Source organism: Marinobacter confluentis, assembly GCF_004785685.1.
Taxonomy (GTDB): Bacteria; Pseudomonadota; Gammaproteobacteria; order Pseudomonadales; family Oleiphilaceae; genus Marinobacter; species Marinobacter confluentis.
In genome coordinates, this window is record NZ_SRPF01000002.1 from 577,781 (window position 1) to 593,637 (window position 15,857).

A 15,857-nucleotide genomic window follows, 5' to 3' on the forward strand; every position below is an offset into this window, starting at 1 on the left:
CTTGAACGTGTGGCCGGCACTGGCGGTTCAACCCGCCAGCGCTGCCCGCACCTTCTTGCTCAGATGACCCATATCAACACGTCCCAGAACCTGGGGCTTGAGCTCAGCCATCACCTTTCCCATATCCTGCATACCACTGGCATCCGTAGCACTGATCGCCATCCGGATGAGCGCGTCAAGATCGTCTTCGGTCAGGGCAGCGGGCATGAATTCCTCAATGATCACCATCTCCGCCCGTTCCTTGTCCCCCAGCTCTTCGCGCCCTGCCTCATCATATTGACTGGCCGCATCGCGACGCTGCTTGAGCATCTTGTCCAGAACCTTCAGCACGTCGTCATCGCTCAGATCACGGCGTTCATCAATCTCGATCTGTCGCACGGCGGACTGGGCCATGCGCAAGGTCACCAGACGGGTTTTGTCCTTATTCCGCATTGCATCTTTTACTGCACTACTCAGCTGTTCTTTCAGTGATGTTTCCGCCATTGAAAAGCTCCTGTTATGACAATACCTGTTATGGCAAAAGGGTAACGGGCATCAGAATACTGCCTGAACCACTGCGGTTGCTTTAACGACACTTATCACATAACCTAGCCGCCGCAAAAGGGTGCCCAAGGATAGCTGGCACCTTTCCCTGGCTCAACGCTCTTGTGAACACAAACAGAGCCCGACAGCTCAGGGATCAACCCTCGTTTTATGATGACAAGGATGTCATAGACAATGAAAAACCATCTGCGCCCGACTGACGCATTGCCTGCGCGTACGAAAACCGAACGCTTTTTCTGGAATATCACCCGCCATCCCCTGATCGTCGTACTGATTTCATTCGCACTTCTGCTGGGCACGGCCGCAGGGCTGATGGACCTGGTCAAAGATACGTCGGTCAAAGCCTTCATTCCCTCTGATCACCCTTCACTGCTGACCGATCAGGACATCACCCGGACCTTCGGCCTGACCGACACAGTGGCCGTGGCCATGGTCAGCCATGATGGCAGCACCGTATTTCAGGGGGATGTGCTTGAACAACTGGCGCTGCTTTCCGATCGGATCGCCGATCTGGACAATGTTCGCGATGACCGGGTGTCCAGCCTTGCGACCAAATCCTCCATTCGCGGCGACGACGGCGCCGTTCTTGTGGATGAATACATCCCCTACGGCAGCCTGAGCGAAGCCGATGCCAGGGATGCCCAAGAGCGCTGGCAGAATATGCCCCAGCATCAGGGCACCCTGGTCAATACCGATGCCACCGCCGCCATCGTGATGGCTGAGATGCTCGACATCGACCAGGCGGGCGCGACCTACAATGCCATCCAGGGCATCATCGCTGACCTGGATACTAAAGGGTTGAACTTCGAATTCCACGTTGCCGGCCCCGGTGCCGTCAGCGGCCTGATGAGCGCCTACATCGATAAAGACGCGCGGAAGATGCAGCCGTTTGTGTTCGTTCTGGTGGTCAGCTTTATTTTCCTGGCTTTCCGCCGCTTCGGTGCCCTGCCCGGCCCGGTGTTCGTGGTACTGGGCGCCACCGGCGGCGCCATGGGCCTGATGGCCTGGCTGAATGTGCCTTACTACGCCATTACTAACGCCTTGCCGGTCATCATCATTGCCATTGCTGTGGCAGATGCCATTCATATCCTGTCGGCCTATTACCAGCGCCGGGCCCGCCAGCCGGAAGCCCCTACCCGAGAGCTGGTCGTTGCAGCCATGGCAGACATGCTGCGCCCGATCACCCTGACTACCCTGACCACCATCGCCGGTTTTATCGGTATTGCAGCAGTCTCCATCATGCCGCCGATCACCGCTTTTGCCTGGTTTGCGGCATTGGGTGTATTCCTGGCCTGGCTGTTTTCCATCTTTGCGCTGCCAAACCTGCTGGTTCTGATGAAGCCCAAAGCCAGCTCAGCCTTTGACAACTGGAAGGAAAACCGCCCCAGCGGCACCGGCCGTTTCCTGGCCCACTGCGGTTCCTTTGCGGCGTCCAACTCAAAAACGGTTCTGGGGATTTTCCTGGTACTGGCCATCATTGCCGTCAACGGCGCCCTGAAAGTCACCGTGGACCGTTCCCAGGTGGATAACTTCAAGCCAGACGCAGACATTCGCGTTGCCGACGAGATGATCAACAATACCTTCGCCGGCACCGCCTTCCTCAACATCATGGTAGAGGCAGACCAGGCAGACGGGCTGATCGATGTCGAGAGAATGCAGAAGATCATTGATCTGCAAACCTTCGTGGAACGCCAGCCCCACGTGCAGAAAACCGTCGCCATTACCGATTACATCAGCCAACTGCATAAAGCCATCGAAGAACTGCCCGCGGGCGAAAAGCGGCTGCTTCCGGACAGCAACGATGCCATCGCCCAGTACCTGCTGATTTATGAGATTTCCGGCGACCCCACCGAACTTGAAGAAGATATCGACACGCTTTACCAGAAAGGGCTGGTGCGGGTAATCCTGAACGACCCCCACTTCAGCGAAAACCGGCAGGCGGTGGAAGCCATCCAGGGGTACATAGACCAGCAATTCAATGAGCCCGGCTTTACCGCCAAGCTCGGGGGTGACGTCAATCTTACCTACCACTGGATGAAAAGCCTGCAGGAAAGCCACCTGACCGGCGTCGCCGTTTCCCTGCTGCTGGTATTGGCGGCCGCAACCTTTATGTTCCGCTCTCTGGCGTCCGGCTTTGTGTCCATTGTTCCGGTCTGTTTCGCCCTGCTCGTGCTCTATGCCTGCATGGGTTACAGCGGCGTTTACCTGGAGCCGGCAACGTCCATGTTCGCCGCCATTGCACTGGGCGTGGGCGTTGATTTCGCCATTCATCTTGTCGACAAATTAAAAGAGGCTTTACGTATGCACAACGGAGATGTCATCGCCGCCGTAGACCATGCACTCCCCCCGGTCGCCCGGGCATGCTTTTTCAACTCTGCCGCCCTTGGCCTTGGGTTCGCAGTTCTTACCCTGAGCGAACTGCCCACACTGCAACGCTTTGGCGGGCTGATCGCCGTCGCCACCTTTACCAGCTTCCTCGCCGCTCTGCTGCTGGTGCCTGCCTTGTTTGCCGTTGCCAGTTCAGCCCGCCGTGGCGTCTTCGCAGCAGCTGCCACCACCGCCGTACTGGCCATCGTGATTGGCTTCTTTGCCTACCCCAACAATGCCAGCGCGGAAGAAACCCTTGATGGCAACACCATCGCCCAGAATGTGGCGGACCGAAAAGAAGGTGCTGCCGCCCGACGGATTCTGGACATCACCCTGACAGACCGCAACGACAAGGTTCGCGAGCGCCAGGCCCTGGTACTGAAACTGAATGAAGACGACGCCCGTTTGACCCGCATCAGCTACCTGGAGCCCCGGTCGGTCGAAGGCGTGTCCTTCCTCAGCCACGATTTTCATGAAGCGGCCAGTGATGACGACCGCTGGCTTTACGTGCCCGCCACACGCCGGGCCCGTCGCCTGCCGGCCTCGGCGCGGGGTGACTATTTCCTGGGCACCGACTTCACCTACGAAGACATTCAGTCCGAACTCAAGTTTGATATGGACGACTACAACTTTAGCTACGAAGGTACCGAAACCCTCGACGGCAGAAAGCTGCAAGTGATCACCGGTTCGCCAAAGAGCGACGACATTGCCCGCCAGCTTGGTTACGGCGCCTTCAGAGCACTGGTCGACACCAGCACCTGGATGCCTGCCAAAGTGGATTTTCAGGACCCGGACCTTGAGCCCCTGAAAACCATCGACGTCCATCAGGTGGAAACCATCGACGGTATCGTTACCGCCATCCGGATTGAGGCCACCAACCACCAGACCGGCCACAGCACCGTGTTTGCACTGCGGGACGTCAGCCATCCGGACACCCTGCCCGGCAGCATTTTCCAGCCCAGTGGCCTGACACGCGGCCTGCCATCCTCAGTTCTGAAGTAAGCTTATGAAACTCCGATTATTTATCGCTAGCGGCCTGTTGGCCGTCAACACCGCAGCTGCAGCGGAACTCACCAGCTGGCAGCTGCCCACCGAATTGTCCTACGGCTATGGCACTGAAGCGGGCAAATCCGTTCAGGGCGAACTTGAACTGGCTCCCTCAGCCAGTTTTTCCCTGGCCCCAGGCGCAAGGCTGGAACTGTCTGCCCGCGCCCGGCTGGATGAAGTCGACCGCCTGGAGCCCGGCAAGGCGCCGCTGGACACCTATTCCAACCTGTCCCGCCCGGCTAATCTGGGCGAGGCCGGCACGCTAGCACTGCGTGACGCCTACATAGAGGTTGAGCTGGATAACGGCATCGCCCGATTCGGCAAACAGCAGATTGTATGGGGGCGACTGGATGGCCTTAAGGTGCTTGACGTACTGAACCCCCAGAGCTTCCAGGAGTTTATTCTGGAAGACGCGAACCATGCACGCATTGGCCTGTGGAGCGCCTACTTCGACACAACCGTAGACGACTGGCGCGTTGAGCTTGCGCTGATTCCTGATGCGACCGGCCACGAGATCCCGGATGAAGGCGCCTGGTTCCAGCTGACAGCACCCCGATTCCGCTACGGCGCCGACCCCGGCCAGCCAGCACCCAGAATCACCACCGTTCGGGACCAGAGCCTGATCGAGGGAACCGCAGCCGGGCTGCAGGTATCAGGATTCTTCGGCTCCGTTGGCGTCAGCGCCATGGCTTATTCCGGCATGGAACACGAACCACTGGGGCGCATCGAAATTGAAAACAACGCACCCGTGCTGGAACGTTACTACGAACGGCGAAACATGCTGGGGCTGAGCGCCGATATGGCTATCGGTTCCGTAGCCTTGCGGGCAGAGGGCGCCTGGCACCCAAGCCGCACCTTCAACACCCGCTCGGCCACCAGCCTGGACAGCGTCGATCTGGATCAGGGCACGCTCGCCCTGGGCGCGGACATCTTTGCGCCCATGGACCTGTTCATCAACCTGCAACTGCTATTCGACAACGTCCGAAATGCCCCAGGCGACCTGGTTCGCCCGGCTCAGGATCGCATCGCCACCGCCGTTGTTCGCCGAAGCTTCAGCTACGACACCATCGAAACGGAATTGCGCTGGAACAGTTCGCTGAACACCGGCGACCGCATGATGTCAGCCGCTGCCACCTACGAGTACCGGACGGACACCGAGTTTGAACTGAAATTCGAAACCTTCCATGGCACCGAGCGCGGCCTGTTCGGCCAGTTTGAAGACCGGGACCGGCTGTTGCTGGGTGTTAAACAGTATTTCTGATTAACGCCAACAACTTCCCTCCTCCACGGTGCCCTGTAGAATGCAGTGATGCAGACAACACAGGGTACCGGCACCATGATCGATTTCCGTAGCGACACCGTCACCCGCCCCAGCGCGGAAATGCGCGAGGCCATGGCAAGCGCAGAGGTAGGTGACGACGTCTACGGCGACGACCCAACCGTTAACCGCCTGCAGGCTTACGCCGCCGAACGGCTGGGCTTTGAATCCGCGCTGTTCACCACCACTGGCACCCAGGCCAACCTGTTGGCGATCATGAGCCACTGCGGGCGGGGCGATGAGTACCTGTGCGGCCAGTCGGCACACAACTACCGTTATGAGGGCGGTGGCGCCGCCGTACTCGGCAGCGTGCAGCCGCAACCGATCGAAAACGAAGCTGACGGCAGCATCGACCTCGACAAAGCCAGGGCCGCCATCAAGGCCGACGATTTTCATTTCGCCCGCACCCGCCTGCTCTCGCTGGAGAACACCATTGGCGGCAAAGCACTGTCATTGGACTACCAGCGCCGGGCCCGTGAATTCTGCAACGAGCACGGGCTGCAACTGCATCTGGATGGCGCCCGGGTATTCAATGCGGCCGTGAAATCCGACTGTGACGTGACCGAGATAACCCGGCACTATGATTCCGTCAGCGTCTGCCTTTCCAAAGGACTGGGCGCACCTGTCGGCTCACTACTGCTGGGCTCTGAGACCTTTATTGAACGCGCAACCCGGCTTCGCAAAATGGTCGGCGGCGGAATGCGCCAGGCCGGCATACTTGCCGCTGCCGGCCGAATCGCCCTGGAAATGAACCCGCTGCGGCTGCACGAAGACCATGAAAACGCCGCCTACCTGAGCGCCGGACTGGCCGACATTCCGCAACTGGACATCAACCCGGCCAGTACCCAGACCAACATCGTCTACGCCCGTTGCCGATCTGGCAGAGACTCGGAACTGAAAAACTACCTTGCCGAACAGGGCATCCTAATTACCGCCGGTGAACCAATCCGATTCGTGACGCATCTGGATGTAAACCGGAAGGATGTGGACAGGTTACTGGAGGCGATTCGGCAGTTCTATCGTCAGGTCTGACGGCGATCCGATCCGCATCGGCGGCAAGTCCGTACCACCTTCTTATAACAACCAAGGAGAGACTTTATGAGCAACCCCGTCATTGCAGATAACAAACCCGTAAAAGTCACGCTGGAGAAAGGCAAAAAATACGCTTTCTGTGCCTGTGGCCGCTCAGACAATCAACCTTTCTGCGACGGCTCCCATTCGGGCACCGGCATCACCCCGAAAATGTTTACCGCAGAGGATGATGGCCACGCTTTCCTGTGCCAGTGCAAACACACCAACGATGCGCCCTATTGCGACGGCACCCACTCTCAGTTCGACAAAGATCAGGTAGGTGCTGAAGGGCCAGGACACTGAGACTGGCCCCGTTCCGGCTCAAGTGGTGCGCGGTGCGAACATGATGATTCCCATGCCCACCAGCGCAACCGCTGAGCCAACCAGGTCCCAGGCGGTAGGTCGAACCCCATCCACTGCCCACAGCCAGGCAATGGCCATAAAGATGTAGACGCCACCATAGGCTGCATAGACCCGCCCCGCTGCTGTTGGATGCAATGACAGCAGCCAGGCAAACGCCGCTAGGCTGAAAGCACCGGGCACCAGCAGCCAGATGGTTTTGCCCTCACGCAGCCAGAGATAGGGCAGGTAACAACCCACGATCTCCGCCAGCGCGGTCACAAGAAACAAGCCTAGTGTTTTCAGTTCAGGCAATGAAATGGCCCTCCCGGGGTGAACAGATGCAATGTTCTGACCTATTGCTATGTTTACAAGACCGATTTTCGCTGCCCTAGAGTAAGCTCTACCATAGCTGCCTGACCACTGTTCCCGGATTTTAATCAGAGAGGCCCCATGCCCTTCCAGTTTCAAGACCTCAAAAACCATTGCCCAAGCGAATGGCGTGATTACATCGAACACAGTTTTGTGCGACAACTCGGCGACGCCACCCTGGCGGGGGAATCGTTCAGGCATTACCTCAAACAGGACTATCTGTTCCTGATCCAGTTTGCCCGTGCCTTCGCCCTGGCCGCCTACAAAAGCCCGACCCTGGCAGACCTGCGGCAAGCCAAGGACGGCATGCAGGCGATCCTGGATACAGAGCTGGACCTGCACATCCGTTACTGCCGTGACTGGGGAATTTCAGAGGACGAACTGGCTAACCTGCCGGAAGCTCGCGCTACCCTGGCCTACACCCGCTACGTGCTCGACACGGGCAACCGCGGTGATCTTCTGGACCTGCACGTTGCCCTATCACCCTGCATGGTGGGCTATGGCGAAATTGCCAACTGGCTGAACCAGCGCGCTGAAACCATTCGCGGCGAAGCCAATCCCTATGACGCCTGGATCGGAATGTACGAAAGCGAGGAGTTCCAGGAAGCCATGCAGGCAGAAATTCGCTGGCTGGATGAACGTCTGGCAGATGTTTCACCAACACGCTTCGAGCAACTGACCCGCATCTTCCGGGATGCTACGCGACTGGAAATCGACTTCTGGGAGATGGGATTGAATCTGAGCGATTGATCGGTTAGCGCGCTAGCGCACCGACTGCCCCGCCCGCTCAGCGTAGTTTTTGTAGCTCACACTGAATTCCCCGGTTCGCGGGAAGACAGTGAAACTCCCGATCTGGGTGAGCAGCCCAGAGCCATCAGTTGGGAGGATTTTCAGATGCCGGAAAACATGGATGACCGACGGCCAAAAGCCCCGCCAAACCTGACCGTCGAGTGATCAGAACGACTGGCGCATCACCGTCTCAACGGTTGCGGTAGACAGCTCGACCGGATTGGCCTTCATGGAGGAAGAGCTGGCCGCCGCCTGTGAGGCGGCAACGATCTGCTCTTCCGTCACGCCGAGCGACTCCAGCCCCGGCAGACCACTCTGGATAATCCATTCCCGGAAACGGGGTAATGCCTGTTCTGCCGACGTCTCGAACACCTCAGCGATCCAGCCAATGACCTGATCGATCCGCGCCTTCTGGTCGGCATTCACCACATGATCCCGGTTTGCGGCAATGCCCGCTGGCAGTAATGCACCGCAAATCGCACCATGGGGGGCGCCGCAGAGCCCGCCTAATGGCCCGGCAATCCCGTGTACAACGCCGAGCCCGGAATTGGCAAGCGCCAGTCCGCCGAATAGACTCAACTGCGCCAACGCGTCCCGCGCCTGCGCCGATTCGCCTTCCATCAGTTGCTTCAACGCCATCAGGCCCTTCGGAATCGCCTCGCGGCAAAGCATGTCCGTAAATAGGTTGGCGCGGGATGACAGGTACGGTTCGATGACCTGGGTAACGGCGTCCAGCCCCGAGTGCAGGGTGACATGCCGGGGGCAGTTGTCGGTCAGTGCCGGATCCACCAGAGCCAGATCCGGAAGTAGTTCTTTATCCCGCAGGCTTACCTTGCGCTGGGCTTGTGGAATATCGATCACCGCATTGCGAGTGACTTCGGCACCGGTTCCTGAGGTGGTTGGAATCAGGATCAGTGGAAGACGCCTGCCAGACAACGGAAGCCCGTCGCCGACCACCTCAAGGTGGCTCATCAAACCGGTCTGGGCCGGCAGCATGGCGGCGAGCACCTTGGCTGAATCCATTACAGAGCCACCGCCAATACCCAGCACCAGATCCACCCCCAGTGACTTACCTTCTTCAATCGCGCTGGTCAGCGTGTCCAGATCCGGTTCTTTGCCGACGGACAGGGTCTGGACTATGTCCACCGCCGTCAGTGATTCGAACACCGCCGACAGCCTGCCAGGGCTACTGCCATGCACGATCAGGGCACGGGACCCCAGTTTAGAAGCGCGTTCGTTAAGTTCAGCAATCCGGCCCCGGCCAAACACAATTTCCGCCGGGGTTAACAGACTGAAAGTCACTGGCATTGGATAAATCTCCTTTAGGCTTTTCGAACGCAATTTCGCCCGTCTGCTTTTGCCTGATACAGGGCCTGGTCCGCAAGTTCGATAAGTGTCTGGCTGCTTTCCATCTGATCGGGGGAAACACAGTGTACGCCAGCGCTCACGGTTACCCTGTCGGATACGTGAGACGCCGGGTGGGGAATGTTCCGTTCAAACACACCTTTGCGAATAATTTCTGCAACCTCGACACCCTCGCTCGCCGTTGTATTCGGCAGAAGCACCGCGAATTCTTCTCCGCCATAGCGGGCAATGGTTTCTCCGGCCCTTTTAATCCGGGAACGCAGGGTAGCGGCCAGTTGCTTCAGGCATTCATCTCCGGCCGGGTGCCCCAGGCTATCGTTGTAGGCCTTGAAGCAGTCGGCATCGATCATCAGCAGGGTCAGTGGCAGCCCGGACCGTCTGGCCCGCTGCCATTCGTCGTTCAACGCTTCATCAAAGCCCCGACGGTTGGTGACGGACGTTAGTGCATCCATCGTTGACTGCTCATACAGCTCCTGCGCCAGCCGTTCGGTCTGCTCTTTCGCTTCTTCCAGCTCCAGACCATTGGTGATGCTCTGTTTCAGCACCGAATGAATTTGCAGGACCTGGCGCAGAGTAATGATGAAAAACAACACCATTAACGCACCAATGCCCTGCAACTGGGTCTGATCAATCATCAACAGCGCCACGCTCAGGGGAAGCAGTGTCGGGCCGGTAAACAGAACGTAGGAAAGCAACGATGAAGACGTAGACGCCACGGCGCCGGACACCAGCCCCGAGGCGGTGATTGCCAGAATCGAGAGACCAAGCCCGTCAAACCCGATGGCCGACCCTACATACAAAGACCAGATACACCACACAAGGCCCAGCATCAACGAGCTGACCGCAAACAAGCGACGCCAGTAACCGGGGCTCCTGAGCTGCCAGTTCGTCTGATAGTGGTTTTTCATGGCCCACCGGGACAACACGGTGATCAGCACAAAGGTGGCCCACGCCAGCACAAAGGCCAGACTGACTGTGTTCCAGAACAGCGCGATATTGATCAAGGCCACAATGGCATGCCCCGCAATCACAATAGGCGTCTGCTTTACCAGGCTATCCAGCAACTGGTAATCAAGCTTTTGCTTAAACGCATCGTTATTCATAAAGGGGCAGGGTCCAGGCGTAGGTAGAAACGGACTCGATGACTACCGGCACTGAGTTTAAATGAATGCAAGGCTGACGTAAAAACCAGAGGTCTGGCGCTTCGGCAGGGCGACGCTATTTGACATGTCCCGGGGTTCATTGAAGGATGGACACTATGACCAAAGACAGCATTGAGCCTGACAACCAGAGCAACGGCCCATCAGACCAGCGTCTTGAAGAGCTCGACGCGGCCATCAGCCGCCTTGCGGAAGCCAACGCGCTTCACGGCGTTTCACCGGTCTTCGAAGTCATCGATGCCGCCAGGCCCCTGATGTTCAGTCCGGAAGGTCTGGACGCGCTCTACCGGCGTGTGCCTGCCATTGAGGCAGCCAGGTTATTCGGCGGCAGCGATTGGGATTACCCCCAGACGCTGGTGCCGTCACTGGCGGTTCGCACAGTTCGGCATGGGGAACCGGTCGCAACGCTGGTTGAAAGCCTGAGCCAGATTCGCCTGCTCGCAGTCGCCAAAGGCGATTACACTCACGCGTCCATTTCCGCGGAACACGCCCATCATTTCCTCGCCCAGGTGCTGGCAATGAATCTCGATCTGGTCGTGGGTGATCTTCATGAGAGCGACCGGCTACGGCCAGAGCAACTGGGCCACGCGGTCCAGAGCCTCTATCACTACCTGCTGCAGCACCTGGGCTACGAAAATCTGCTGGAGCATCTGGTTGCTGAGGTCTGGCGAATTCTGGCGCAGCGCCCGGTGCAGGTCGCGGGCGTCAAACACATGGTAACCCAGATCGCAGTCTGCCTGGAAAAGCCCGACGCACTCGGCGGCGAGATCAACGACGATGCGGTGCAACTGATTAACGCCGTGTTCAGCCCTACCGAGGGCTGCCGGGAGGATCCCGGCTTTGAAGTCTACGCCGAACGACTGGCGGAAATGGACGATGCCACCCTGCTACAGGAATCCATCGCCTTCGCCCAGGCCATGCATTCCACCGGACTGGTGTCCGCCTACATGCCGGTTTTCATAAGGTACCTGAGAGAACGCTGGAATGAACTGATTCCAACGGCCCTGGGGCTGAGTTACACCGGTGCCGACGCGTTTCACTGCTATCCGGCGCTGATTCATCGACTGATTGACGAAGCCCTGTTCCCGGAAACCAGCCAGTGTGCCTATGGCCTGGCGATGATGCTCGAACGGGGCATTCTTTACGCGCCGCCCGTCGCACCCTCGCTGTGGCGCCAGATACGCCTGCCGCTGTGTGATGCGGCGGCCGAGAAAATAAAAGCGGTTTTTGGAACCAGTCGGTCGCCAGAATGCTTCCTGCTGGCCGATGTGCTCAATGTCCTCGGGCGCCCGTTGGGCATCGGCCAGGGCAACTATCCTACCTGCCAATCCACCCGCGCCCTGTCCATGTGGGCCTATAACATGCCGGCAGAACTGCTGAGAATTCTTGCCTGGGCAGCGCGGGATGATGAAATCACCATGCGTTTTGAAGGTGACAGCATCTCATCGCGGGAACTTGGCACTGGCCTGGCGACCGAGCCGCCGGTCGATGTCGACGCGGTCTCCCTGCTGACCGTGCCGCACCTGGACCGTATCTACTTCGAAATGGGCCGGCGTAGCATTGGTCGCGGCGAAGACCCCCACAAGTGGGTCAATTCAGAATTCCACGGCGATCATGTCGGCCATGGCTTCCGCATTGCCGTCGACGTGTTCACCGGTAACCTTAAAGACTTCGACGGATTTATCCGCGATTTCTATGCGTCCTACCACCCCTTCTATAACGGCAACATTCCGGTCATCAATCCACAGCCGGCGGGAATAGCGGTGACTGATAGCGCCACGCGCTTTCTTGGCTGGCACGCCATTACCATTCAGCGGCTGGCGCTGGATGCCGACAAAACCATGCGGGTCTATTTCTTCAACCCCAACAACGACAGCGGGCAGAACTGGGGCCAGGGCATCGTCACCTCAACTCACGGCCACAACGAGCGTTATGGTGAAGCCTCTTTGCCGGTAGCCGAGTTCGTCTCCCGGCTGTATGTATTCCACTATGACCCTCTGGAAATAGCCGATCCGGCCGAAGTTCCGGCCGAGGAGGTTGATAGGGCGATGGAGCTGGCGAAAGGCAGCTGGGCCGCGGGGCGTTAGTGAAACAAATCAACGGAGAACTACTATGAGCCCCAAACCCATCACTGTATTGGGTTCCTTCATGGCCGACCTGGTCGTTCGCGCCGATCGCATGCCTGCCTGGGGTGAAACGTTACGGGGCAATGCGTTTGCGGTGGGCCCTGGTGGCAAAGGCTCAAACCAGGCCATCGCCGCAGCACGCCAGGGCGCACCAGTAAACCTGATCAGCCGCCTGGGCCGCGATGCCTTTGGTGATATGGCCCGCAATATCTATCAGAAGGAAGGCATGAGCACCGCCCTGATTTCTGAAGATCCGGATCGCCCGACCGGCACCGCCAGCATTGTGGTAGACGATGCCCGTGGCGAAAATGCCATTATTATTGTGGCGGGCGCCTGCGACGGTATCAGCGAAGCGGACGTTGAATCCGCCACCGACGTGATTGCCGGCTCGGCTCTGTTCATTTCCCAACTGGAACTACCACTCGCCGTGTGCCAACGGGGTATGGCGCTGGCAAAGGAGCATGGTGTTCCGGTTCTGCTCAACCCGGCACCGGGTGGCGAACTGCCACGGGAAATATTTCAAAGCATCGATTACCTCACTCCCAATGAATCAGAAGCCAGTGCACTGGTGGGTAAGCCGGTGGATACCATGCAGGAAATAGAGGCCGCCGCTGCCACACTGCGCAGCTGGGGCGTGCCCAACGTACTGATCACCCTGGGTGAGAAAGGCGTTTACGTCAGCAGCGATGACTTCGAGGGAGTGATCCCCGCTGTCAATGCGGGTGCGGTGGTTGAAACCACCGGCGCCGGCGATGCGTTCAATGGCGGCCTGGCAACGGCACTGGCAGAGGGCCGCTCACTGGCAGAGGCGGCCCGCTTCGGCAATGCCGTGGCAGGCATATCCGTCACCCGTGCCGGTGCAGCACTTTCGATGCCTGATCGCACTGAAGTGGACCAACTGATGGCCATGGGTGGCAACTGAATGCCCAGCCACCTGCCCTATTCCCAGGCCTGCGAAAACAACAAGGCTCCCATCCTGGAAAAGCTGCACCAGATCTTTGATACACCGGGCAAGGTGCTGGAAATCGGAAGCCTCACCGGACAACACGCCGTGCACTTCGCCCAGGCCATGCCTCACCTTCAGTGGCAGCCCACCGACCATCCAGATGCTGCAGATACCTGCCGCCCGCGCCTTGCACAGGCGGCGCTGCCGAACGTACTACCGGTCATAGCGCTGGACGTAAGCGACCCTGACTGGCCTGTAGACCGCTTCACCTGGGCCTTCTCCGCGAACACAGCACACATCATGGCCTGGAATGAAGTGGAGCAAATGTTCCGCCAAATCGGAAAACGCCTGCTCGAAAACGGCGCCTTTTGTCTTTACGGCCCCTTTAACCAGCAGGGGCAGTATTCAAGCGAAAGCAACCGCCAGTTCGACAGACACCTTCGAGCCCAGGCACCCGCCATGGGCATCCGGGATCTGGATGATATTGACAGATTGGCTGAAGAAGCTGGCCTGATGCTGGCAGATATTTTCGACATGCCAGCAAACAATCGGCTTCTGGTGTTCAGATTAAGGAAGACGGCGGCGCCGCTGCAGGAGGTTTGAAAATAAACCTATCGCGGATTCAGACGTAAAAAGCCAAGCCGACCCACTTTGAGAGCGAGACGACCATGACGACTGAGCTATTTTATCTCACACTGACCACACTGCTCACAGGTACACTCTGGATACCCTATATTGTCAATCGTATTGCCGTGCGTGGACTAGGCGAGGCAATGGGCTATCCGGACACACCGAAACCGCAGTCTCCCTGGGCGCAGCGTCTCATGAAGGCCCATCAGAATGCCGTCGAAAACCTGGTTGTTTTCACGGCACTGGTGCTGGTTGCAAACGCAATGGAAATCGGAACCGAATCTACTGCCATCGCCAGCATGGTTTATTTCTGGATGCGACTGGCACATGCAGTGGCTTTTACTTTCAAGATTCCTCTGGTTCGCACGTTTTCATTCTTTATCAGCTTTGGTGCCCAGATGGTCTTTGTGTGGACTTTACTGACCGCGTGACCGTTATCGGCAGCGCAAGCCTCCGAGGACCTGCGCTGGCGGGATTTCAACCATCAGCATCTGGTTTGCCGATGACTGCACTAGTCATAGCTGAACCGCTCCGACAGGATACGATGGGAGGGCGTCCCTTTGCTTATCAGATGATCGCCGACAACCCCCATCATGGCTGTGGGCCCGCACATCACAAAAACCCATTCCCCGAATTCTTTATCTGAAAAAACACGGTCCAGAAGCGCTGCATCGATAAAGCCCACTTCGCCCTTCCAGTGTTCAGGCGGTTCCGAAAGCACGTATGTAACGTCCTCTTCCCCCAACTCTTCACCATAGGCAATCTGGTCCGCCAGCCGATTACCATAAACCAGCTTCACTTTTCGGGAATCCCCGGTCAGACGCATTTGTCTGAGAATGCTCAGTAGCGGCGCAAGACCCACACCACCGGCAATCAGCGCAACACCGGGTTCTGTTCGATGATCCACACAAAGATTGCCATAAGGCCCATCCAGGTAGGCCAATGTCCCACGCTCTATCTGGCCAACGGTTCGCGTGAAGTCACCAAGCTCTTTAATCATGAACGAGATCTTCGAGCCACTTGCTGGCGCTGAACAGATAGAGAACGGATTTTCGCTCATCGAGAATGGGCTGTGCCCGACAGTCACCCAGGCGAACTGACCGGCTCTGTAGCAAAAACCGGAATGCCCGTCCGGCGCCAGGGTCATTTCCCACTGCTTGGGGGTCAATCGATTCACCGATGCAACATGCCATGGGCGCGCCCTCTTCCGTAGGGGCACCCATAGATAAACGACCAGCAGGGAACCGACAGCCACGCCTGTCATCACCAGCCACACCCAGGTCATCACGGGGTGCGAGCCGTAACGCCCTGCAGACACGGTATGATGCAACAGCAGAATCGCGATCAGTAACGCGACGACCCCATGTAACAGGCGCCAGGTTTCGTATCTATAGCCCAGTTGGGTGCGCCCGATTGCCATCACAACCAGTCCTGCAAGAAGCAGGTAGGCAACGATGCCTGTGGACAGGGCCGAAAAATCCGTCGTGAGCGTTAACTGGCGGCCAGGATCCCACGGGCGCGGGCCACCCGATGGCGTACCCTGATAAAGCAAAGGATGAAGCAAAGCAAAGACCAGCGCTGCCCGAGCCGCCAACTGATGCAGTCGCATGGTCCTGTCCAGCCCGACCCCATTTGAAACCGCCCTGAAGCGACCAGACAGGACGAACTCCATCAGAATCATCGAGAAGGCCAGAATGCCCAGACCAGACGCCAATTCCTGATGGAACTGTCGTGGCGGCCATCCAAACGACATCGACAGAATCAATGGAAATGTCACAGCGACA

General features: G+C 58.2%; 14 protein-coding genes. 9 read left to right on the forward strand and 5 right to left on the reverse strand.

Features of this window, described 5'->3' with window-relative positions; all coding sequences use genetic code 11:
• Positions 1-27: 27 nt before the first annotated feature.
• A complete protein-coding gene (locus E5Q11_RS08170) occupies positions 28-483 on the reverse strand; it encodes a GatB/YqeY domain-containing protein (protein WP_135802911.1) in 456 nt (151 codons plus the stop codon).
• A gap of 234 nt (positions 484-717) precedes the next feature.
• On the opposite strand from E5Q11_RS08170, the gene E5Q11_RS08175 reads away from it, so the two are divergent.
• The 4 genes from E5Q11_RS08175 to E5Q11_RS08190 all read left to right on the forward strand — a co-directional run bounded on the left by E5Q11_RS08175 (position 718) and on the right by E5Q11_RS08190 (position 6,649).
• Entirely contained in the window at positions 718-3,912 is a 3,195-nt protein-coding gene (locus E5Q11_RS08175; protein WP_135802912.1) for an outer membrane lipoprotein-sorting protein, read from the forward strand.
• 4 nt (positions 3,913-3,916) lie between these two features.
• Complete coding sequence (locus E5Q11_RS08180; RefSeq protein ID WP_135802913.1) at positions 3,917-5,218, forward strand: DUF1302 family protein; 1,302 nt, start codon at positions 3,917-3,919, stop codon at positions 5,216-5,218.
• 75 nt (positions 5,219-5,293) lie between these two features.
• Positions 5,294-6,307: a low-specificity L-threonine aldolase gene (gene ltaE / locus E5Q11_RS08185; RefSeq protein ID WP_135803380.1), complete on the forward strand. Its 1,014-nt coding sequence runs from the start codon at positions 5,294-5,296 to the stop codon at positions 6,305-6,307.
• A 66-nt stretch (positions 6,308-6,373) separates the two neighbouring features.
• On the forward strand, positions 6,374-6,649 hold the full coding sequence (locus E5Q11_RS08190) for a CDGSH iron-sulfur domain-containing protein (protein ID WP_135802914.1): 276 nt from the start codon (positions 6,374-6,376) through the stop codon (positions 6,647-6,649).
• A gap of 18 nt (positions 6,650-6,667) precedes the next feature.
• Here E5Q11_RS08190 and E5Q11_RS08195 read toward each other — a convergent pair whose 3' ends face one another.
• On the reverse strand, positions 6,668-7,000 hold the full coding sequence (locus E5Q11_RS08195) for a YnfA family protein (RefSeq protein ID WP_135802915.1): 333 nt from the start codon (positions 6,998-7,000) through the stop codon (positions 6,668-6,670).
• A 138-nt stretch (positions 7,001-7,138) separates the two neighbouring features.
• Between E5Q11_RS08195 and tenA the strand changes: the two genes are divergently transcribed.
• The gene (gene tenA, locus E5Q11_RS08200; RefSeq protein WP_135802916.1) at positions 7,139-7,807 is read left to right on the forward strand and encodes a thiaminase II; all 669 of its coding nucleotides are present in this window, start codon (positions 7,139-7,141) and stop codon (positions 7,805-7,807) included.
• A 204-nt stretch (positions 7,808-8,011) separates the two neighbouring features.
• Here the strand turns inward: tenA and E5Q11_RS08205 are convergent, their stop codons facing one another.
• Both E5Q11_RS08205 and E5Q11_RS08210 read right to left on the reverse strand, forming a co-directional pair.
• A complete protein-coding gene (locus E5Q11_RS08205) occupies positions 8,012-9,154 on the reverse strand; it encodes an iron-containing alcohol dehydrogenase (RefSeq protein ID WP_135802917.1) in 1,143 nt (380 codons plus the stop codon).
• Between the two features lie 14 nt (positions 9,155-9,168).
• On the reverse strand, positions 9,169-10,314 hold the full coding sequence (locus tag E5Q11_RS08210; RefSeq protein WP_135802918.1) for a GGDEF domain-containing protein: 1,146 nt from the start codon (positions 10,312-10,314) through the stop codon (positions 9,169-9,171).
• 155 nt (positions 10,315-10,469) lie between these two features.
• Between E5Q11_RS08210 and E5Q11_RS08215 the strand changes: the two genes are divergently transcribed.
• From E5Q11_RS08215 to E5Q11_RS08230, 4 genes are all read left to right on the forward strand, one after another.
• Positions 10,470-12,458, forward strand: a complete 1,989-nt coding sequence (locus E5Q11_RS08215) for a hypothetical protein (protein ID WP_135802919.1) — start codon at positions 10,470-10,472, stop codon at positions 12,456-12,458.
• Between the two features lie 25 nt (positions 12,459-12,483).
• On the forward strand, positions 12,484-13,419 hold the full coding sequence (rbsK, locus tag E5Q11_RS08220) for a ribokinase (RefSeq protein ID WP_135802920.1): 936 nt from the start codon (positions 12,484-12,486) through the stop codon (positions 13,417-13,419).
• Positions 13,420-14,046, forward strand: coding sequence for a DUF938 domain-containing protein (locus E5Q11_RS08225; RefSeq protein WP_135802921.1), 627 nt, complete (start codon positions 13,420-13,422; stop codon positions 14,044-14,046).
• Positions 14,047-14,111: 65 nt separating this feature from the next.
• On the forward strand, positions 14,112-14,504 hold the full coding sequence (locus E5Q11_RS08230; RefSeq protein WP_135802922.1) for an MAPEG family protein: 393 nt from the start codon (positions 14,112-14,114) through the stop codon (positions 14,502-14,504).
• Positions 14,505-14,584: 80 nt separating this feature from the next.
• Here the strand turns inward: E5Q11_RS08230 and E5Q11_RS08235 are convergent, their stop codons facing one another.
• On the reverse strand, positions 14,585-15,826 hold the full coding sequence (locus E5Q11_RS08235) for a ferredoxin reductase family protein (RefSeq protein ID WP_168215630.1): 1,242 nt from the start codon (positions 15,824-15,826) through the stop codon (positions 14,585-14,587).
• Positions 15,827-15,857: the final 31 nt, after the last annotated feature.

What these genes read in the sequence shown, in the direction of transcription:
- rbsK (WP_135802920.1), top strand. Translation starts at nt 12,484, where the DNA reads ATGAGCCCCAAACCCATCACTGTATTGGGTTCCTTCATGGCCGACCTG.
- E5Q11_RS08190 (WP_135802914.1), top strand. Translation starts at nt 6,374, where the DNA reads ATGAGCAACCCCGTCATTGCAGATAACAAACCCGTAAAAGTCACGCTG.
- E5Q11_RS08180 (WP_135802913.1), top strand. Translation starts at nt 3,917, where the DNA reads ATGAAACTCCGATTATTTATCGCTAGCGGCCTGTTGGCCGTCAACACC.
- E5Q11_RS08225 (WP_135802921.1), top strand. Translation starts at nt 13,420, where the DNA reads ATGCCCAGCCACCTGCCCTATTCCCAGGCCTGCGAAAACAACAAGGCT.
- E5Q11_RS08215 (WP_135802919.1), top strand. Translation starts at nt 10,470, where the DNA reads ATGACCAAAGACAGCATTGAGCCTGACAACCAGAGCAACGGCCCATCA.
- E5Q11_RS08170 (WP_135802911.1), bottom strand. Translation starts at nt 483, where the DNA reads ATGGCGGAAACATCACTGAAAGAACAGCTGAGTAGTGCAGTAAAAGAT.
- E5Q11_RS08175 (WP_135802912.1), top strand. Translation starts at nt 718, where the DNA reads ATGAAAAACCATCTGCGCCCGACTGACGCATTGCCTGCGCGTACGAAA.
- tenA (WP_135802916.1), top strand. Translation starts at nt 7,139, where the DNA reads ATGCCCTTCCAGTTTCAAGACCTCAAAAACCATTGCCCAAGCGAATGG.
- E5Q11_RS08235 (WP_168215630.1), bottom strand. Translation starts at nt 15,826, where the DNA reads ATGTCGTTTGGATGGCCGCCACGACAGTTCCATCAGGAATTGGCGTCT.
- ltaE (WP_135803380.1), top strand. Translation starts at nt 5,294, where the DNA reads ATGATCGATTTCCGTAGCGACACCGTCACCCGCCCCAGCGCGGAAATG.
- E5Q11_RS08230 (WP_135802922.1), top strand. Translation starts at nt 14,112, where the DNA reads ATGACGACTGAGCTATTTTATCTCACACTGACCACACTGCTCACAGGT.
- E5Q11_RS08205 (WP_135802917.1), bottom strand. Translation starts at nt 9,154, where the DNA reads ATGCCAGTGACTTTCAGTCTGTTAACCCCGGCGGAAATTGTGTTTGGC.
- E5Q11_RS08210 (WP_135802918.1), bottom strand. Translation starts at nt 10,314, where the DNA reads ATGAATAACGATGCGTTTAAGCAAAAGCTTGATTACCAGTTGCTGGAT.